The organism is Brochothrix sp., assembly GCF_017549435.1.
Classification (GTDB): Bacteria; Bacillota; Bacilli; order Lactobacillales; family Listeriaceae; genus Brochothrix; species Brochothrix thermosphacta.
The window spans coordinates 1-20,806 of record NZ_JAFYUW010000116.1 but is presented as its reverse complement, the minus strand read 5'-3'; the positions used below and the strand labels follow the sequence as shown (position 1 = coordinate 20,806).

The following is a 20,806-nucleotide window of genomic DNA, read 5'->3' as shown; positions in this document are numbered from 1 at the left end:
CGTTGCATGGGATCGTGGCTTACCCTCTCATTACGATTAAGTTGTTCTATCATCGCCATTTCATTTTCATCTAAACGAAAATCAGCGATGCTGATATTCTCTATAATACGGCTTGTTGTTTGTGATTTTGGAATAACCACAGAGCCTCTTTGTAGATGCCAGCGAATAACCACTTGTGCTGCTGTCTTTTCATAACGTTCTGCAATCGCGTGTAAGAGTGGATCTGTAAGTAAACCACTCTTATTTTGACCTAATGGCCCCCATGATTGATGTTGTATGTTGTTGTTTTTAAGATACTTAATTAAGTCTACTTGTGAAAAATAGGGGTGCGTCTCCACTTGGTCTATTGCTGGGATAATGTTGTGTTCCGCTAATAACCGTTCCAACAATGGCTGTTCATAATTGCAGACACCGATTGCACGTACACGTTTTTCCTCTAACAATCGCTCCATTGCACGCCAAGTTTCATTAAAGTGCTCTTTTATTGGCCAATGAATCATATACAAATCTAAATAATCGAGCTTCATTTCATTCAATGTCGTTTCATAAGCGCGTAATGTTTCATCGTATCCTTGATCTGTATCCCAGACTTTGGAAGTAATAAATAACTCATTACGAGGAATTCCCGCACTAGCAATTGCATGACCTACCATCGCTTCGTTTTCATAACGCTTTGCTGTATCAATTGCTCGATACCCAGCCTCTAAGGCATCAACAATAGGTTGCTCTTCTTCCATTTTGAAAACACCAAAACCTATTTGTGGCATTTCAACTCCATTATTCAGAGTGATTTTATCGGAAAAAACATTATTCATCAGTATCTCCCCTTTACTTATTATTTCTAGATTTTCAAACATAAAAATTAAAAATTAATAAATTCTACACACTTTGTATTTTACAGCAGTTTCTCTTTGAAATCTAATATTTAGGTCGATACTAACTATGAACAAAAGCCGTTATATCAAGCGTCCACAATACCGAAAACGCTTTCAATTAATAAGTGCTAAAAAGCCTCTATTCACTAGTGATTAGACCTTAGTGTAAATAGACAAATTCAATTGTAAAGATTTTGTTAAGAAATCACTAAATTTTTGTTTTTTGTGTTAGAATGAGAATGTACTTTGCTTGTTTAAGAGTTACAAAAAAACTAATCAAAAGATTACTAAACTACTTATTCATATAATGGAGGAATTCAAGAATGGTTTTCAAAAATAAAAAAGATCGTTTTGCACATTTATTACATGAGATTTCATTAAACATCAACGAAGCTGGTAAGTATTTCAGTGAATTTAATGCAGAAACACAAGATGATTTGCGTAAATTAGCTGAAGTGATGAAAGAGTATGAACTTAAAGGTGACACTCTTGTACACAAAATCATTTTAGAACTCAACAACGCTTTTATCACACCCATTGAACGTGAAGATATGTTGGAATTAACAAACCGATTAGATGACATTTTAGATGGATTCGAACAAGCATCATTCATCTTAGAAATGTACAATATTTCTACAAAAGATGAATACATAACTAAATTCTTAGAAAACCTTTCAAAAGCAACTGCAGATATTTCAATTGCTACAGGTTATATCTTTGATAAAAAACTTAAAAACGTACGTGAACTTGCTATTCAAATTAAAGATTACGAATCAATTTGCGATGATATTTACCGTGATTCGATTCGCCACTTAAACGATAACATCACTGATCCTATTACGTTCTTCAAATATCGTGAAGCCTACGAAGATTTAGAAGATATTGCTGATGGTTGTCAATCAGTTGCTAACACTCTTGAAACTATCGTTATGAAGAACGCTTAATAAGGAGACCTTAAAATTCTATGGATAATATATTAATTATTACAATAGCTATTGTTGCTGCTGCCCTTGTGTTTGACTTTATCAATGGTTTCCATGATACTGCCAATGCAATTGCTACGAGTGTTTCAACAAAAGCGATTAAACCAAAACAAGCCATTATTATGGCTGCAATTATGAACTTTTTAGGTGCCATTTCATTTACAGGAGTTGCAAAATCATTAACAAAAGATATTGTTGACCCCTTTGCACTTCCAAATGGGGATGTCGTAATTTTATCTGCATTAATTGCTGCAATTATTTGGAACCTTGTTACATGGTACTTCGGTATCCCAAGTAGTTCATCACATGCGTTGATTGGTTCTATTGCCGGTGCTGCAATTACAGCAGCTTTCCTTGCAGGTAAATCATCACCGCTGAACTATGCTGGTTTTACTAAAATTATTCAAGCATTAATTTTAGCGCCGTTCCTGGCATTTGCCGCTGGTTTTATTATCTATACTATTTTCAAATATACCTTGAAAAATTTCAACTTGGATCAGACGAACCGTCGTTTCCGTTACTTACAAGTTGTTACAGCCGCCTTTCAATCTTATGCTCACGGTACCAACGATGCTCAAAAATCAATGGGTATCATTACACTTGCTTTGATTGCGAACGGTTACCAATCTGAGGCTGATGGCGTTCATTTTTGGGTGCAGTTTGCCTGTGCATTAGCAATGGCTCTTGGTACTTCAATTGGTGGTTGGAAAATCATCAAAACAGTTGGTAGTAAAATTATGAAAATCAAACCGGTTAATGGTGTTGCTGCTGACCTTGGTTCGATGTCTGTTATTTTCTCTGCAACTGCAATGGGGCTCCCTGTAAGTACAACTCACGTTATTAGCTCATCTATACTAGGTGTAGGTTCATCTCACCGTATACGAGGCGTGAAGTGGGATACAGCTCAGCGTATGATTATCACATGGGTAATCACATTACCTATTTCAGCAATTGTTGCTGGTGGTATCTACTGGATCTTCACTCTATTTATGTAAATTTTTCAAAACGCTGTTGACATGATGTCAGCAGTGTTTTTTTATGCAAACTAAAAACCACACTGTTTGTCGTGTGGTTTTTAGCTACTTCTTATTTATCTTCAAATACAACTCGATCATAATCCGGTGCAGCAACATCCATATTTTGGAAGTCTTGTTGGCGCAATGCTTCGTATGTGAGGATTGCAGCAGTATTACTTAAATTTAATGAGCGAATGTTCTCAGACATTGGAATACGCAAACAAGTCTCACGATGATCGCGTAAAACCGAATCAGGAAGCCCCGTTGTTTCTTTTCCAAAGACAAAGAAGATATCTTCGTCAGTATTACTGTAATCAAAGTCACTATATGTATGTTCGCCAAATTTAGTGATAAAATAAAATTTACCCTTTGGATATTTTTCAAATAACTCATCGAGTGAATCATGCATTGATAAGTTAACGCTCTCCCAATAATCAAGTCCGGCGCGCTTTAAATATTTATCTTCTAATGAAAATCCTAGTGGGCGTACAAGATGTAATGCTGTGTTTGTTCCGGCACAAGTACGCGAAATGTTACCTGTGTTTGCTGGAATTTCAGGTTGGAATAATACAATATGATTCATGATTAATATGAGCCTTCTTTCTCTGATAATTGTAGTAGTGCTTTGCTAATTTCCTGATACGCTTCAGCATCAGTTTCTTCCTTTTCAGCTGCTATCAAAGCATCGTATGCGATGCCACCACCTATTTTTGAAAGTGAATAAGCTGCGGTTCCTCGAATAACTGGCCGGGGGTCTTCTAATAAACAGTTGACTAAATCTGGTACGGCTGTTTGATCTTTGTAACGTCCTAATATTAGGATAGCATTACGTTGTAAAGGTTTTTTACCACGCCACGAACCAGCCATTGGACCAAATGTTTCTTTAAATTCACGATTAGAAATCGTTAGTAAAGGCTTTAATAGTGGCTTTATTTTCGCTTCTTCTGGCTCCATTTCAGGATGTAAGTGGAAATCTTTGCCGCGGTTATAGGGACAAACAACTTGGCATGTATCGCAGCCATATAAACGATTATGTAACTTTTCACGAAATCGTTCTGGCATCATCCCCTTAGTTTGAGTTTGATAACTGAGACATTCCTTACCATCCATTCTTCCTTCACCAAGTAAAGCGCCTGTTGGACACGCCTTGATACATTGCGTACATTCACCACAACCATCAGCCATTGGTTCATCTGCTTCGAACTCAAGGTTTGTTATCATCTCTCCAAGGTATACAAAGCTGCCAAACTCAGGCGTAATCAGCAATGTGTTCTTACCACGCCATCCGATACCCGCTCGCTCTGCAACAGCTACATCCGATAATTCACCCGTATCTACCATTGACTTAAAACGGGCAGTTGGTACCTTCTCCTTAATGAACGCTTCAATCAATGCTAGCTTTTCACGTAAAATTGTATGATAATCAACGCCCCATGAAGCTCGAGCGAAAACACCACGCCATTCACCACGTTTGCTGCGAAGATTATTATCCGTTTGATTAGGATAGGCTAGTGCGATTGCTATAATTGAACGGGGTTCCTCAAAAATAACAGATGGATCAACTCGTTCTTTTATCACCGGGTGTTCAAAACCTGTTAATAAGTCATGCTCTGCTGCAAACGTTAAACGTTTTTCTAAAGTTTGAAAGTAATCAGCATGAGTAAAACCAATTTTTTGTACACCGATAGATTGTGCATATGCTTTAATCTCTGCTTTTAATTGTGCATTGACCACGCGATTACTCCTCCTTTTTTTAGTTTAACTTATTACCGAAAAAAAAACACTGCACGGTTAGTAAAACCCGGCAGTGTTCGACATTTGTTAATTAAGCGGGTGATCGGGATCGAACCGACGACAACAGCTTGGAAGGCTGTAGTTTTACCACTAAACTACACCCGCTAAGTGATAGGTAACTTTTATTACTTCTTTATTATAGCAAATCCTTTGAAAAAATCAAGTATTTCTGTTTAAAAAAAGTAATAAACGATGGTTATTAAAATTTAACGGTATCTCTTAACAAGAAAAACAAACTCTATTCCCACCCTATCTAAAATTTAAATTGATTGAGCAAGCCACTTTAATCAATTAACCTTCAACTTGAAGCGTTAATTACTTTTTTCTCACTACAATACGCCCTATTTTAATTACTTCAAAAAAAGAAGCAGGCTCAGATAACCTACTTCTTTTTTATTCAATAATTTCAACAACAACTACATTATTTTTCTAATTACTTAGAGCAGATTAAAGGTGATTAGCCTTTTTGCTTGTCATCTTACTATTTTATTGAAAAGTGCTATATATGAGGTACACATTTAATATTGTTAATACGATTGCGATGAACCAAGCAACATATTTAACCCACTTAGGATTCGCAAATTCACCCATCATTTTTTTACTACTTGTAAAAATAGTTAATGGAATAATTGCAAATGGCAATGCAACGCTGAGGAATACTTGCGTATAAATTAACAATTCCTCTACTTTCGCATCTTGTCCATTGTATACAACCACCATGATAATTACTGGGATAATCGCTAATAGTCTTGTTACTACACGACGTAACCACATTGGAATCTTCATTTTAATAAAACCTTCCATCACTATTTGACCAGAAAGTGTTCCTGTGATGGTAGAATTTTGACCTGAAGCCAATAAGGCGACTGCAAACAATGTACTGAGTATCGGACTTGCAACAGCACCGACAATTTTATTGTCACTTAATGCATTATATAATTCAACAAAACGACCTAAATCACTTTCAACACCATAAAACATAGCTGCCCCTAATATCAATAAGAGACAATTGACAACCATAGCAATGGTTAGTTGAATATTTGAATCAATCGTAGAAAATTTAATCGCTTCACGTTTACCTGCAGCTGTACGTTTGTATTGTCGTGCCTGGATAATCGAACTATGTAAATAAAGATTATGAGGCATTACTGTTGCGCCCACAATACCTAATGCTAATAATAACATACCTGGTTGTAGTGCAATTTGTGGATCTGGAATAAAACCTTTTAACATTGGCCCCCATTCTGGGCTTGCTAAGATTACTTCATATAGAAAAACAATGAAAATAGTCGCTATCAAAGTTGCCACGATGGCTTCAATTTTTCTAAAACCGACTTTTGATAATAATAATAACAACATAACATCTAGTGCTGTAATTAAAACACCCACTATTAGTGGCATTCCAAATAATAAATGTAAGGCAATCGCACCACCAATGACCTCTGCAATATCTGTTGCCATAATCGCTAATTCAGTAATAATCCATAATATAAAGCCAACTGGCTTACTTGTTGCTTTACGTGTGGCTTGTGCTAAGTCCATTCCTGTAACAATTCCTAGCTTGGCTGACATACTTTGAAGTAACATAGCCACAATACTTGAAATTAATATGACAGACAACAATGCATACGCATACTGCGCACCACCTGCAATAGAAGTAATCCAATTACCAGGGTCCATATACCCCACAGCCACTAATACACCTGGTCCACTATACGCGGCTAACTTTCGCCAAAAACCACCTTTAGACGGCATAACTACCGTGTTATTTATCTCTTCTAAACTTGCTCCATTCGCATGTTGAACAACAGATTGATGTTCTTTTGTATTTTTCTCATGTGTCATTCACAACGCCTCCTTGATCACTTGAATATATAAATACGACTTCTACAAGTTTTATTTTGCACCAGGGAAACATTTTTGTCAATGTCTAAGTTTTTCAGGTAATATAATGGAAACGCTTAACCTTGAGCGCTTCTAAGGCAGGTACTTTTTTATTTTTTTTCTGTGATATCCCAACCTTCAATTTTAAGTGAAAGCTCTTGCAATAACTGTAATTGTTCTCGCGTATGTCGGTAGGGTAACTCTAGATACCACGCCTCTAACTCAGGGTTATCAAGCAACGGAAATGTTGAGTTAACCGTTTCATCACGCAACCCATTTATATCGTCCACAAAGTAGTTGACTGGTGTGCCTACTTCGTTAGCAATTTTAACCAGTACGTTTAACGGTGGACGGTTTCGATTCATTTCATATTTACTAATAACAGATGCATTGACACCAATTCGTTCAGCTAATTCTTTTTGTGTGTATCCTCTTTTTTGACGCTCGTCTTTAATTTTATCCCCAATATTCACAGTCTTCACTCCTTTGATAACTTTCTTCTTTATCTTATTTTACCATTGTTCCACAACAAAAAAAGCCTGTTCCCTCATTAATTATATTAAGAGGGACCAGACCTTGTATTTTAGATATCACGAACACTATCAAACAAATCAATATTTTCTTGAATTTTTTCATTATTTCCAAACACACAGATTTTTGCATCTTCTAATGCGTCTGCAAACATTTGCGCCATTTCACGGATGTCTTCTGCTGTTGTAGAAAGTATCTCATCACGTGTTTTTTGGATATCTTTTACAGTGAGGCCTTTTTGGTGGCGAGCAACTGCACGAGCTCCCTCTTGTCGAGGTGATAGCGGCATATCCATCCCACCCATCGTTCCAATAATATATTTCGTCATTTCATAATCACTTGCATCAAACGTGCGTAAATAATCAACAACTTTATCATATACCGCCAATGTTTCAGGAAGATTAGGATCTCGGTACGACCAGAACAACCATTTTCCGTTTTCTTGCATTACAAAACCTGCACCATAAGCGCCACCAAGTACACGGACTTGATTCCATAAATAATCATATGAAAGAATTTTTTTCAAGACAGTAATATGTCCATTATAGGGATATTTTTTATTATCCAATTTCCCACCTTTGACAACATATTGTACTTTACTAGACGTTTGAAGTCCTTCATTACTATTTTCATTTAATTCATAAGAACGATTCGCATTATTGCTACGCTCACTATGGTTTAAATCCAAAGCTTCAATCGCTTGTGTCACTTCTTGATAAATACTGTGATCACCTGTTACTGAAATACTCAAAGCCTCTACACTAATAATATCTGCTAACAAGTTAGTGAAACGTTCTTGAACTGATTCAAAGTCTGTTTCCAATTGTGTTGTTAAATCACAAATGAAATCATAAAAACCAAGTCCACGAATGTCTTCTGAGTAATTACTCAACGGCTCAATATATGAACCCAAACGAGCGGCAGCAATATTATGTCCTGCTTGATTCATGCTCATCTCAATACGTGATTTTATAATCTGAACAATCTCAGTAATACGTTTTTTATCAGTGAAAAGTGTTTCTTTTAAAATTTTAGTAACAAATGCTAAGCCATTTTTCACTTCATCCTGTAAAATTTTTGTTTTTACAGTGAAGTATGTTTGGAACTCTTCAGAAGGTGCTTTTTCACTTAAAATACTGTTGTAGAAACTTGTTCCACCTGTCACAATATTAAGTTCATTCGAAAGCTCAGAATAGTTGTATGATGATGTATCTAACTGGCCGACTAAGTCTTCTAAAAGTCCCAGGTATGGAACATCGGCTTTTGCAACATGAGAAGTGTTAAACATCAAGGCTATATATGCGATTTTATTCGTATCCGCCTCATAAAACATGACTGGTATATCATTAGATTTAGTCAATGATAATGGATAATCAGTCGCTTCAGCTTTTAAATCGGCACGTGTTAACATCGGCAATTTTTTCAACGCTTCTTCATCATCTACTAACTCTTGTTGCGCTTTTAAGTCAGCTGTTGCTACAACTAAATCAGCAACTTCTTGTTCAGATAAACTCGTTTTAAATGCATTAAGCTCAGCTGTTACATTCGCATTTGTTTCATCTGCTAAAGTATGTGAAGGTTCGACAATAACCAAACTTTGATGCAAGCTGTTCAAGAAATAGCGATCAATTAATTTTTCAAAATAAGGTGAATGTAACCCTTGTTTTACAGCCGTTAATGTTTTTTCATAAGCTAAGTGAGTGGCTGGTTTTCCTTCATATAACCAACTGTCCATTGCTCGCATCGAATAAATAAGACCTTTTGGCATCGAACCAAAATCTGCTTCACGTAATTGGAACTCTTTCAACATAATAGCAGATTCGATTAAATCTTTATCAATACCTTCTGACACAAGTTTTTGTAATGTTTCACGTACAACCTCTTGGAAACGCTCTTTATCTGACGCATTGGCATTTTTAATAACAATACTAAATAATGGCTGTAATATGCCGTTATCGTACATTCCAAAAACATCATTTCCTAATTTCGCATCTAATAAAGCTTGTTTCAAGGGCGCTGCTGAGCTTTCTAATAAGATATATTCAAGCACATCTAAGGCAAAATAATTTTCTGCATCAAATATGTCTGAGATTACATAGTTTAAACTTAAGAATGATTTATTATCTAATGATTCTGTTGGTAATACCGCATATTCTTTCACTTCCTCATGTAAATCGCCCAAGGCTAATTGATAAGGAATTGCTGTTGTATTTTCCACTTTTTCAAATTCTGATAAATACTCAGCATCTAAAAAGGCTAATTTTTCTAAGATATCTAAATCCCCAGCTAGCGTAATAAAACTATTTGAGGCATTATAAAAACGTTGGTAATCCTTGACGAACTGGTCGTAAGTTAACTCAGGAATCGCAATGGGATCACCGCCAGATTCATAGCGATAAGGCGTATCTGGAAACAATGATTTTTGAATACTGCGCATTAAAATTTGTTCCGGCGAAGAAAAAACACCTTTCATTTCATTATAAACGACACCTTTATACTCGATAGGCTCTTCCACACTATTTAATTCATAATGCCAACCCTCTTGTTTTAAGATACCTTGTTTTTCAGTTAATAATGGATGAAAAACTGCATCAAGATACACATCCATTAAATTATGAAAATCTTTGTCATTTTGACTTGCGACTGGATACATTGTTTTATCACTAAATGTCATTGCATTTAAAAAAGTGTTTAGTGATCCTTTTACTAATTCCACAAATGGTTCTTTTAATGGATACTTGCGCGAACCGCAAAGAACTGAGTGCTCGAGAATATGGAATACACCTGTATCATCTTCTGGTGGTGTTCTGAACGAAATTGAGAACACTTTATTTGTATCATCATTTTCAAAATAGAGTAATTTAGCCCCTGTTTTTTCGTGTTCGAAAACGTGTGTAATTGATTTTATTTCTTCAACTTCTTCACGTTCTTGGTAAATAAAGCCATGATACCTTGCTTCTAATTGTAAGTCTAGCATCTGTTTCCTCCTATTTATACTGTCTATTTGTTCAATGACTCTATTATAGCAAATTCCTGCTGTTATTTGACCAATTCAGCTTATTCCTTCATTAAAATAGCTTAATGCACAGTGCTAGTGACATTTAATAGGATTAAAATTTCTTCTAATTTTCTAATTTCAAGCGTTGGTTGATTCTCTTGACCAGCAATTGTTCCTCCTGGGTTATACCAACAAGTCGTAATACCGGCTAAATTACCACCTTTTATATCAGAAGTTAAGGAATCACCAATAATAATCGTTTCATTTTTTTCAAAATTAGGAATACGTTCAAAAACATAAGAGAAGTATTCTGGCATTGGTTTTTGATAACCTGTGTCTTCGGAAACAAATACATTTTTAAAATAAGGACGTAAACCTGAATCTTCAAGGCGACGATATTGTGTTGTAGAGACACCATTTGTTACGATATATAAATCGAATTTTTCATGTAATTCTTGGATTAAATTGAGAGCACCTTCAATTAAATGATGACCTTCTGCTAAAAACTCACGATATCTTTGGTCTACTTTAGCACCATCAATTTCTTTACCATACGCTTTAAAAACCTCTGTAAAACGGTTAGAGATAACTTCCTTTTGTGTGACCTCTCCACGTTCAAATGCACGCCACATCGCTTGATTAATCGTTTGATAATGCAGCTCAATTTCAGCTGTTAACTCTAGTTTTTGTTCTTTAAAAAGTTTTTTCAAAGCAGCTTGTTCTGTTGCTTTAAAATCTAATAATGTATCATCGATATCGAATAATAGCGTTTTGTAATTTTTCATCTATATAAACCCCTTTTAATTATAAATATCTTTTGCTATGGCAATGAGTTTCTCTCGGTTTTTTATTATAATATCTGTTTCCGTACGCTCAATCATCCCATCTTCAATAAATGCCTTTATGATACGATTAAGATGTCTTGAACTGGTACCTATTAAATCAGCAGTGTCTTTAAGTTCAGACCGATTAAGGGCACAATTTTGTTCATCGCACACAATTGATGTTAAATAACTCGCAAAACGCACTTCGACTGGGTACAACAAATTAATGCTTAACGCCTCAGATTTTAACCAAAATTTTTCAGAAACGACATTCAACAATAATTGTAAAAACCTTGCATCTTGAAAACCATTCTGATGAATGACCTTTTTAGATATCGCCAACATTTTAACTGTTGATATTGCTTCAATGGTATTCATACATGATACATCTTGAATACATTCGACATCACCTAATATTTCAAATGGCTCTTTAATTGCAACAATTAAATTTTTCCCTTCTGAAGAAGTAGTGAAGATTTTCATTCGACCCTCTACTTGAAAAAGGACGTGCTCTATTTCCTCACCTTGTGTACAAATAAGTTCACCACTTTGATAGGTTTGAATGGTCATAAAAGAACGTAATTCTTCATTGATATGCTGATCTAAACCATATTTTTGAATATAGTAATCAACTTGTTCTCGATTCATAACTCGTTCCAAATCGACGCCTCCTCTTAGTTGATAACATTTTATCATAAAGTTAGCCCTATTATCGAGACTTATGTCCTGACAGTATTATCATCCCATAAAAAAAGCCCCTAATAAAATATTAGGGACGACAAATTCTATAACACTTTTTCTAAAAATATTTTTGCTCGTTCTGATTTTGGTGAATCAAAAAACACTTTCGGCTCTGTTTCTTCAATAATCGTACCTTCATCCATAAAAATAATTTTACTAGACACACGTTCAGCAAAAGCCATTTCATGCGTTACGATTACCATTGTAATACCTGTATCTGCTAATGATTGAATAACTTCTAACACTTCTTTAACCATTTCAGGATCCAGTGCAGACGTTGGTTCATCAAATAAAAGATACTTCGGTTTCATCGCTAAAGCTCGGGCAATTGCTACACGTTGTTTTTGTCCACCAGATAGTTTTGACGGATAAACGTCTGCTTTATCGGATAAACCAACTTGTTCAAGCAAAGCTTTGGCTTCTTTATGAGCCTGTTCTTTTGCTGTTTTACGAACTTTAATCGGTGCATAAGTAATATTTTCTAGCACTGTTTTATGTGGAAAGAGATTAAAATGTTGAAAAACCATCCCAACTTCACTACGCATCTTCATGACTTGTTTTTCTGACAATGATGTTATATTCTCATTATCGATAAAAATTTCGCCAGTTGTTGGCTCACCAAGTAAGTTAATACAGCGTAATAGTGTTGATTTTCCAGAGCCTGAAGGACCAATGATTGTAACAACTTCTCCATCATTAATCTTTGTACTGATATCTTTTAAGACATGTAATTTACCAAAGTTTTTATTAACGGTTTTCATCTCAATCACTGCGACCTAGTCTCCTTTCTAATAAAGAACCAATAAATGTTAAGATCATTGTTAAACAGTAGTATACGATAAATGCCACAATCATTGGTGGGAAGTAGGTATACATGTTCGCGGCAACAATCTCTGAGCGACGCATCAAATCGGTTACTGCAATCGTTGAAACAATTGCTGATTCTTTTGTTAATGTTATGAACTCATTCATTAATGCTGGAAGAATATTTTTAATTGCTTGTGGCAAAATAATATCTAACATGAATTTATTGTATGGGACTCCCAATGCCTTAGCAGCCTCATATTGTCCTTTATCCACAGCATTTAAACCTGAACGAATAATTTCAGACATATATGCTGCTGAATTTAATGAAAAGGTCAAAATTGCTGCTGTTAAAGGTTCAATATCAAAATGAAACAGCTGTGGTAATGCTAAATATACTAATGAAAGTTGCATAATAAGTGGTGTTCCTCGGAAAATCGAAGTGTAAAAATGTGCAAAACCACTTAATACTTTATATTTACTAATTTTGAAAATTGCTAAAATGATTCCTAATATAAAACCAAATAATGCGGAGAAAAAGGCAATTTGTAATGTGACCCAGACACCGTTTAATATATAAGGAATCGATGGTTTAAGATTATTGAATGTTTCTATTAACTCCTGCATGCCATCGTTCGCTCCTCTCTCACTTCGCGGTAATTACTTACCGCTTGTTTCAATCCATTTTTTAACGAATTTATCTAACTCGCCGTTTTCTTCCATTTTTTTCAATTCTTTATTAAACTCTGCTGTTAACTTACTTCCTTTAGGAAATGCGATTGACATTGGATCACCTGTGACAACTGAATCATCTTTAATGTTAAATTGTGCTAAACGATCTGAATCATTTGTATATCCAAAAGCTACAGTATCCACTGTCACAATTGCATCTAGTTTATTTCCTGCCATTGCTTCTACCATTTCATTCACTTTATCCCATTGTTCAATATCCATTGGGTATTTCTTACTTAAATCTTCAGCTAATGTTGCTTGTGTTGATCCAATTTGAACTCCGACTTTTTTACCTTTTAAATCTGCTGCTGTTTTGATTTTGCTATCTTTAGGCACTAGGATAACTTGATGTGACGTATAATAAACATCCGAAAAATCAACTTGTTTAGCACGTTCTTCATTTTTCACCATACCAGACATTACAAAATCAATACTGTCTTGATTAAGTGCTGCTATTAAACCACCAAATTTTTGATCTTTCACTTCTAAATTATACCCTAATTTCTTTGTAATGTAGTTAGCAACATCAATATCAAATCCAACAATTTTGTTTGTTTTTGTATCAACTGATTCAAACGGTGGATAATCCGCACTTGTTCCCATTACTAATGTCTTTTTACCATTATCATCTTTTTTAGTTGGCGCATCTGCATTAGCGCCACATGCTGCTAGTACAAATAACGATGCCATCATTAGTATCAATACAATTTTCTTCATTTTTATTTTCCCCATTTCAATTCAATTTTGTGTGTATTATTTTCAATTAATAATTCATTTATTATTTACTTCTATAGTTAATTATTTTACATGTAATAATTATACACGTCAACCCCTTTTTATAAATAATTAAGCTTTTTTATACATAAATAACTCTTTTTATTCATTATTTTATACATCATTTTCGTTTTATGATTCCCGCTTGAATGCAAGCGCTTTCTTTTTTGTGCAAAACACTACACTATATACAACATTTACACGATTGTAAAGAACTTTCATTTGCGTTATACTGAAATTGTGTCAAGAGTTTGTCTTATAAGACAAAAGGAGTTGAGTAGCTTGGTTAAGAAAAAAATTGTTATTTTAGGTGCTGGTTATGGTGGTTTAAGAGCACTTAAACGATTACAAGATTTAAAACCGAATGCTGAGATTGTATTGGTCAACAAGAATAGTTATCATTGTGAAAAAACAGCATTGCACGAAGTTGCCACTGGAGCTGCTAGCCCAGGTGACATCTGTTATCCCGTTTCTAGTGTGGTAGACCCTCAATACACAACTTTTATTAAAGCGACTGTATCTAAAATTGAGCATCACAGTAAAACGATTGTATTTGAGAATCGTGAACCGCTCAGGTACGACTACTTACTTATCGCACTTGGCTTTGAGTTCGAATCATTTGGGATTAAAGGTTTAAGTGACTATGCTTACCAGATAACAAATATCCCGTCTGTAGAACATATTTATAAACAATTAAATGAGAAATTACGTGCTGTGAAACCAGGAGAAAAATTATCAATTGTTGTTGGTGGGGCTGGTTTTACAAGTATAGAGTATATTGGTGAATTAATGGAACAGCTGCCTTTTCTTACAAAAGCGGCTCATTTGAAGCGTGACCAAGTCTCTGTTTCTTGTGTGCAATCAAATGTTTTGCCGATGTTTTCAGAAGACCTCAGTGGTTATATAATTGGAAAATTAGAGAAAAAAGGCGTTACTTTTATCAAAGGTCGCGTGGCTAATATAACTGCAAATAGTGTTTTCTATAAAGAAAGTAAAGCATCAACTGACTCATCTGAGCTCACTGCTGATATGTTTGTCTGGGCTGGTGGCGTTAGAGGGAGTTCAGTCATTACAAATTCAGATTTCAAATCTGATCGTGGGCGTGTGTTAGTTAATAATAATCTCACTGTACCTGACTGTGAAGATGTTATGATGATTGGAGACTGTTCGATTGTCATCGATGATGTTACAGGCTTACCTTATCCAACAACCGCTCAAATCGCAATGCAACAAGCTGATTGTGCGGCAGCAAATATTGTAGCTATCTTTAATCAAAAACCCGCTAAAGATTTTTATTATAAACCTAAAGGAACCGTCTGTTCCATTGGTCGACATGACGCTGTTGGTGTCGTGATGGGTAAACAATTACGCGGTGTTACAGCTTCGGTCTTAAAAAAAGTAATCGATACCCGCTCAATTGTTTTAATCGGCGGAGTTGATACTGTAATTAAAAAGCAAAAATTATTCCGTAAAAAAAGTATGCATGTTGTTAACTAGACTATTTTTAAAACCTTCTAATAATTAAATTAGGAGGTTTTTTTCTATCTTATAAAATTAATACCCATTAATACAAATCATTCAACATCCTCAAGTTAGTCACTCTCTCTATTAATACAAATAAACACCTTTTATTAGTCGTCATCGTCAATGCTTTATAAGCTATATCATTTTACAAATACTTCCAAATCATTTACACTTTATTTGTAAGCGCTTTCTATTTTGTATTCTACTATCGAAAGGATGTTTTAGAAATGACTAAAATTACAGATGATCACTACGGATTATATATTGGCGGAAAGTGGATAACTCCTGCTGGAGCCTCTCTTATTACTGCTGAAAATCCTAGCAACGGAGACGCTCTTGCTACTTTTGTTGACGCAACCCATGCTGATGTTGATGCGGCTGTTTTAGCTGCTCGTAATGCCTTTCCTACTTGGAAAAAAGTAGATGTTGTCTCTCGAAGTAAGATGTTGCTAGAAATTGCTGATTTGATTGATGCAAACAAAGAACGTTTAGCCATGATTGAAACACTTGATAACGGAAAACCCATTCGAGAAACATCATCAGTTGACGTTCCATTTTCAGCGGATCACTTCCGCTATTTTGCTGGTGTTATTCGTGCAGAAGAAGGCAGTGTCAAAGATTTTGATGAAGATACCTTATCCATTATATTAAAAGAACCTATTGGTGTTGTGGGACAAATTGTTCCTTGGAACTTTCCAATATTGATGGCTGCATGGAAAATCGCTCCTGCTATCGCAGCGGGGAATACTCTGGTTATCCACCCCTCTTCATCTACAAGCCTAAGCTTGCTTGAATTATTTAAATTATTAGATCAGGTCTTACCTCCAGGCGTTGTTAACTTAATCACAGGCCGTGGGTCTGATTCTGGCGACTATATGTTAAAACATGATGGTTTTGATAAACTTGCCTTCACCGGTTCAACTGAAATTGGTTATGAAGTTGCTGAGCAAGCTGCCAAAAAATTAATTCCTGCAACATTGGAACTTGGTGGAAAATCAGCAAATATTTTCTTTGATGATATGCCTTTTGACCGTGCCATTGAAGGGGCTCAATTGGGCATTCTCTTTAATCAAGGTCAAGTTTGTTGTGCAGGTTCTCGTATTTTTGTTCAGGAAGGTATTTATGATAAATTTATTGCAGCCTTGAAAACTGCATTTGAAAATGTAAAAGTTGGTTTGCCATGGGAGATGGACACGCAAATGGGCGCCCAAGTAAATCAACGTCAACTTGAAAAAATCAAAGAATATATAAAGATTGGTACCGAGGAAGGTGCAGAAGTTATTACTGGTGGTATGACGCTTGAAGTTGATGGTAACAATAAAGGCGCATTCTTAGCACCCACTCTATTAGGTAATGTTGATAATAACATGCGCGTTGCAAAAGAAGAGATTTTTGGGCCTGTTGCCTCCGTTATTAAGTTTAAAACAATCGAAGAGGTCATTGAGCTTGCCAACGATTCTGAATATGGTCTTGGCGGTGGTGTCTGGTCAACCAATATCAATACTGCTTTGAAAGTCGCACGCGGCATCGAAACAGGTCGTATTTGGGTAAATACCTATAATCAAATTCCAGCTGGTGCACCTTTTGGCGGTGTTAAAAAATCAGGTTATGGACGCGAAACCCATAAAATGATGTTAGATGCATACTCACAAACTAAAAATATTTATATTAGTACCAAAGAAGCGACTGACGGGTTATACTAAAAAATTATTATTTCTACTCGTTAATTTCACGGGGCCAGAGCTGATATTTAGTTCTGGTCTGTTTGTATTCATTAGAAATTCCATGCTATACTTAAGGACAACTTTACTTATAGGGGGATTTTTTAGATGCATTTTATCCAAGTAACAACTAAAGAACAATTACAAGAAGCTTTCAAAATTCGTTTTACTGTCTTCGTTGATGAACAAGGTGTGGATGCCGCACACGAACTTGATGACTTTGATTCACTCGGTTCGACTGCTATTCATCTTATTCTTGTTGATAATGAAAAAACAATCGGTGCTGCTCGTCTCCGTTTTATAGATGACTGCGCTAAAATGGAACGCATTTGCGTGCTTGCCGAATATCGTAAAGGCGGTGTGGGCCGTTTAATTATGACTGGTTTAGAAAATATTGCTCGTGACAAACAAATGACGTTTGCTAAATTACACGGACAAACACAAGCCGAAGGTTTTTATAATAAACTTGGTTATGAGAAATCCTCTGATATCTTTTTTGAAGAAGGCATCCCTCATATTGAAATGAAAAAAACTTTATAAAAAAAGCGTTTCAAACCTTAGCACTCGATGCCATGGTTTGAAACGTTTTTTAGTTAAAACAAAGACTCCAACCTATCTACTTTTACATTTCATGAAACGTAACAAGCTAATTTATAACTGTTATTTTATGCAAAATCAAAAGTATCTGGGTCTGGTCCCACTCTTGTATCCATGTTCATGTTATTCAACTCTATCATCTCAAAAGTGGTTAATTCAAAATCAAACAAATCTGCATTAGCAATCATACGCTCACGTTTAACTGATTTTGGAATCGTAATTACCTCATTTTGAACATCCCAACGCAGAATGATTTGTGCTGCTGATTTATTGTATTTTTTAGCAATTGTTACAATCGTTTCATTATTTAACAACTCACCTTGCATCAATGGTGACCAAGCTTCAATATGAATACCATGTTTTTTTCCAAATTCGCGTATTTGTATTTGGCTAAGGCGTGGATGTAATTCAACTTGATTTATAGCAGGTACAACTCGCGCCTCTGCTAATAATGTTTCTAAATGTGATATTTGGAAATTGCTGACACCAATAGCTTTTATTTTTCCATCCAGATATAAATCTTCTAAAGCGCGCCACGCCGTCATGTATTTATCATTACCTGGCCAATGAATTAAATACAAATCTAAATAGTCTAAGCCTAATTTATCTAAACTCGTTTGATAAGCAGCTTGAGCTTCTTCATAGGTTAAACCATCATTCCAAATCTTAGATGTGATAAAAAGATCTTCTCTTTTTAATCCCGTAGCTACTAAACCAGCTGCGATTCCAGCTCCAACACCCGCTTCATTGCCATAAATCGCCGCGGTATCAATACTACGATAGCCTACTTCTATTGCTGTTTTAACCATTTCAGCAACGTCTTGTCCATCCTCTACTTTAAATACACCTAAACCAAAACCTGGCATTTCTACTTCATTATTTAATACGACTGTATCTGTTAAACTTTTAATCATTATAATTCCTCCTAATATTTTTATTTTTTTTCGCGGTCAACTAATAACCATATCAATGTAATTATGGCAGCGATAAATACCATGATGAAACCAAATAATGGTGTCCATTGTAACCCCACAGTAGTTATCACTCTACCACCAATATATGAACCTAGAGCAATACCAATATTAAAAGCTGAAATATTTAACGCTGATGCCATAGCTATTGCATTTGGCACATATTTTTCAGCTAATTGCACAGCTAACAGTTGCAACCCAGCAACATTCATAAAAGAAAATAACCCCATGAGCAACACTGCGAACAACCCAAGTAGATGGAAATTAAGAAAGGCTAAAATTAATAACATGTTAAATGCTGTTAATATAAATACAAAGAACACCGCTCGTAGTGGACGATTATTCGATAAACGGCCTCCAATCGTATTACCGATGGCTACCATCACTCCGTATATTACTAATATAAGAACGATGGCACTGTCTGAATAGCCCATAAATTCTTTTAAAACGGGTGATATGTATGTATATACAACAAATATCCCACCGTATCCGAGTGCTGTAATCAATAACACTAACAATAAACGGAAATTACTTAATACTTTACCAATATCTCCCAGTGAAATGGCAGCGCCTTTTGAAAGATTTTTTGGCACTAACAGAAGCGTTGCAATTAAAGCAATGACACCGATTAACACAATGAATATAAATGAGTAACGCCATTGCGTTGCTTGTCCAATAAAGGTTCCAAGTGGCACACCTGTGACGGTAGCCACAGTTAATCCGGTAAACATGAGAGCAATTGCGCTCCCTCTTTTATTTGGCGCTACCACATCGGCTGCAATCACTGAGGCAATCGACATAAATACACCATGTGCTAATGCTGATACAACACGACCTACTAATAAGATTGTAAATGTAGGAGATAGTGCTGCAATCAGATTACCGATAATGAATACTACCATGACCAATAACAAGACATTTTTTCGTGAAAATTTTGATGTTAAAACAGTCATAACAGGTGCGCCTATCGTAACACCAATTGCATAGAGTGATACGGTTAAACTGGCATTACTTAAAGTGACGCCCAGATCACTGACAATTAGCGGTAATAATCCTACGCTAATAAATTCTGTTGACCCTATCCCAAAAGCACTGATTGCCAATGCGAGTAAGGTCAAGGCTGGATTAATTTTCCTCGTTTGATCCATAATTGCTTTTCCTCCTTTATTCCTTCGATTCGATATTCTATATTATGGTTTAATAGGTACTAAAAGACAACAAGGTACTTTTTTGTTTCATAAGTACCTTTTGGAAACAATTGTATAATATCAGCCTATTTAGTCAAAAAAAAATAACACTCTTTACAATTATCCATTGCAGAGTGTTATTTATTTAGACTTTTTCTTCAGCTGTTTGTACTAACTGATGACCCATTTCATCAAGTCGATTCAGTACCGCTAAGTTTATTATCGCTTTATTTTGATAGTCCGCTTCTTCTAAAAATACATAAGAAGGCAATAAATTAGCTTTCATGTAAGAAAGAATCGGCTTTAGCTGTTGTTCTACCATTAAGAAATGTTTTTGTGTTCCTGCTGTGACTATGATGCCTACTGTTTTATGTTTTAAGGCATCGATTGGTAATAAATCAAAAATGTTTTTTAATGCGCCAGGGATAGACGCTTGAAAAGTTGGTGTTCCAACAATTAAAGCATCAGCTGCCATCAATGTCTCGGTGATATACAATGTATCTCCCGTATATTCTTGATAATGCCGCCCATCACTATAAGCAACCTTATACTCGCTGATATCAATCAACGTCACTTCATGTTGTGGGTACTCGTTTTCCAGCATCGTAAGCGTTCGTTCCATCGCAGTAAGTGTCTTTGTGCCAATCACTGCGCCTACTAATCCTACTATTTTCAAAACTGTAAGTCTCCTTCTGTATGTTCGAGCAATCACTAATGATCACTAAAAAGTTTTTATTTTAATCGTACCATTCTATTATAACGGTGATTTGTTATTACTGCTGTAAAAGTGTTCAAAAAAAACCAACAACTTTTCGAATTGTTGGTTTTAACTATGAAAAACTTTGCTTTT

General features: G+C 35.5%; 19 protein-coding genes and 1 tRNA gene. 5 read left to right on the top strand and 15 right to left on the bottom strand.

Features of this window, described 5'->3' with window-relative positions:
- The coding region (locus IKV95_RS07770) for an aldo/keto reductase (RefSeq protein WP_287451608.1) at positions 1–815 on the bottom strand (815 nt) is incomplete at its 3' end.
- A gap of 383 nt (positions 816–1,198) precedes the next feature.
- On the opposite strand from IKV95_RS07770, the gene IKV95_RS07765 reads away from it, so the two are divergent.
- Together IKV95_RS07765 and IKV95_RS07760 are read left to right on the top strand one after the other, a co-directional pair.
- Positions 1,199–1,819 carry a DUF47 domain-containing protein gene (locus IKV95_RS07765; protein WP_029091429.1) on the top strand — a complete coding sequence of 207 codons (621 nt, stop codon included), beginning with the start codon at positions 1,199–1,201 and terminating at the stop codon, positions 1,817–1,819.
- A 20-nt stretch (positions 1,820–1,839) separates the two neighbouring features.
- Positions 1,840–2,853, top strand: a complete 1,014-nt coding sequence (locus tag IKV95_RS07760; protein WP_029091428.1) for an inorganic phosphate transporter — start codon at positions 1,840–1,842, stop codon at positions 2,851–2,853.
- Positions 2,854–2,944: 91 nt separating this feature from the next.
- Here the strand turns inward: IKV95_RS07760 and trmL are convergent, their stop codons facing one another.
- The 11 genes from trmL to IKV95_RS07705 all read right to left on the bottom strand — a co-directional run bounded on the left by trmL (position 2,945) and on the right by IKV95_RS07705 (position 13,899).
- A complete protein-coding gene (gene trmL / locus IKV95_RS07755; protein WP_029091427.1) occupies positions 2,945–3,460 on the bottom strand; it encodes a tRNA (uridine(34)/cytosine(34)/5-carboxymethylaminomethyluridine(34)-2'-O)-methyltransferase TrmL in 516 nt (171 codons plus the stop codon).
- Complete coding sequence (gene queG / locus IKV95_RS07750; RefSeq protein WP_029091426.1) at positions 3,460–4,608, bottom strand: tRNA epoxyqueuosine(34) reductase QueG; 1,149 nt, start codon at positions 4,606–4,608, stop codon at positions 3,460–3,462. The genes trmL and queG overlap by 1 nt, the downstream gene beginning before the upstream one ends.
- A gap of 94 nt (positions 4,609–4,702) precedes the next feature.
- Positions 4,703–4,773, bottom strand: a tRNA-Gly gene (locus IKV95_RS07745).
- Between the two features lie 381 nt (positions 4,774–5,154).
- Positions 5,155–6,513: an Nramp family divalent metal transporter gene (locus IKV95_RS07740; RefSeq protein ID WP_069125833.1), complete on the bottom strand. Its 1,359-nt coding sequence runs from the start codon at positions 6,511–6,513 to the stop codon at positions 5,155–5,157.
- A 149-nt stretch (positions 6,514–6,662) separates the two neighbouring features.
- Positions 6,663–7,025, bottom strand: coding sequence for a helix-turn-helix domain-containing protein (locus IKV95_RS07735; protein WP_029091424.1), 363 nt, complete (start codon positions 7,023–7,025; stop codon positions 6,663–6,665).
- Between the two features lie 110 nt (positions 7,026–7,135).
- Positions 7,136–10,060: an insulinase family protein gene (locus IKV95_RS07730; protein WP_069125832.1), complete on the bottom strand. Its 2,925-nt coding sequence runs from the start codon at positions 10,058–10,060 to the stop codon at positions 7,136–7,138.
- A 101-nt stretch (positions 10,061–10,161) separates the two neighbouring features.
- Entirely contained in the window at positions 10,162–10,866 is a 705-nt protein-coding gene (locus tag IKV95_RS07725) for a YjjG family noncanonical pyrimidine nucleotidase (RefSeq protein ID WP_069129124.1), read from the bottom strand.
- A gap of 15 nt (positions 10,867–10,881) precedes the next feature.
- Positions 10,882–11,565: a Crp/Fnr family transcriptional regulator gene (locus IKV95_RS07720; protein ID WP_176717944.1), complete on the bottom strand. Its 684-nt coding sequence runs from the start codon at positions 11,563–11,565 to the stop codon at positions 10,882–10,884.
- A gap of 125 nt (positions 11,566–11,690) precedes the next feature.
- Positions 11,691–12,416 (bottom strand): amino acid ABC transporter ATP-binding protein, encoded by a 726-nt coding sequence (locus IKV95_RS07715; RefSeq protein WP_069120797.1) that lies wholly within the window; start codon positions 12,414–12,416, stop codon positions 11,691–11,693.
- Complete coding sequence (locus IKV95_RS07710) at positions 12,409–13,077, bottom strand: amino acid ABC transporter permease (protein WP_051457400.1); 669 nt, start codon at positions 13,075–13,077, stop codon at positions 12,409–12,411. The genes IKV95_RS07715 and IKV95_RS07710 overlap by 8 nt, the downstream gene beginning before the upstream one ends.
- A 33-nt stretch (positions 13,078–13,110) precedes the next feature.
- Positions 13,111–13,899, bottom strand: a complete 789-nt coding sequence (locus IKV95_RS07705; RefSeq protein WP_029091419.1) for a transporter substrate-binding domain-containing protein — start codon at positions 13,897–13,899, stop codon at positions 13,111–13,113.
- A gap of 339 nt (positions 13,900–14,238) precedes the next feature.
- On the opposite strand from IKV95_RS07705, the gene IKV95_RS07700 reads away from it, so the two are divergent.
- From IKV95_RS07700 to IKV95_RS07690, 3 genes are all read left to right on the top strand, one after another.
- Positions 14,239–15,453 carry an NAD(P)/FAD-dependent oxidoreductase gene (locus IKV95_RS07700; RefSeq protein ID WP_029091418.1) on the top strand — a complete coding sequence of 405 codons (1,215 nt, stop codon included), beginning with the start codon at positions 14,239–14,241 and terminating at the stop codon, positions 15,451–15,453.
- Positions 15,454–15,707: 254 nt separating this feature from the next.
- Complete coding sequence (locus IKV95_RS07695; RefSeq protein ID WP_069126514.1) at positions 15,708–17,183, top strand: aldehyde dehydrogenase family protein; 1,476 nt, start codon at positions 15,708–15,710, stop codon at positions 17,181–17,183.
- Positions 17,184–17,309: 126 nt separating this feature from the next.
- Positions 17,310–17,741 carry a GNAT family N-acetyltransferase gene (locus IKV95_RS07690; RefSeq protein ID WP_029091416.1) on the top strand — a complete coding sequence of 144 codons (432 nt, stop codon included), beginning with the start codon at positions 17,310–17,312 and terminating at the stop codon, positions 17,739–17,741.
- Between the two features lie 125 nt (positions 17,742–17,866).
- Here IKV95_RS07690 and IKV95_RS07685 read toward each other — a convergent pair whose 3' ends face one another.
- The 3 genes from IKV95_RS07685 to IKV95_RS07675 form a co-directional block, all read right to left on the bottom strand.
- Positions 17,867–18,712: an aldo/keto reductase gene (locus tag IKV95_RS07685; RefSeq protein ID WP_069120794.1), complete on the bottom strand. Its 846-nt coding sequence runs from the start codon at positions 18,710–18,712 to the stop codon at positions 17,867–17,869.
- Positions 18,713–18,732: 20 nt separating this feature from the next.
- On the bottom strand, positions 18,733–19,917 hold the full coding sequence (locus IKV95_RS07680; RefSeq protein WP_069120793.1) for an MFS transporter: 1,185 nt from the start codon (positions 19,915–19,917) through the stop codon (positions 18,733–18,735).
- A gap of 184 nt (positions 19,918–20,101) precedes the next feature.
- Complete coding sequence (locus IKV95_RS07675; protein WP_069120791.1) at positions 20,102–20,632, bottom strand: NADPH-dependent FMN reductase; 531 nt, start codon at positions 20,630–20,632, stop codon at positions 20,102–20,104.
- Positions 20,633–20,806 lie beyond the last annotated feature (174 nt).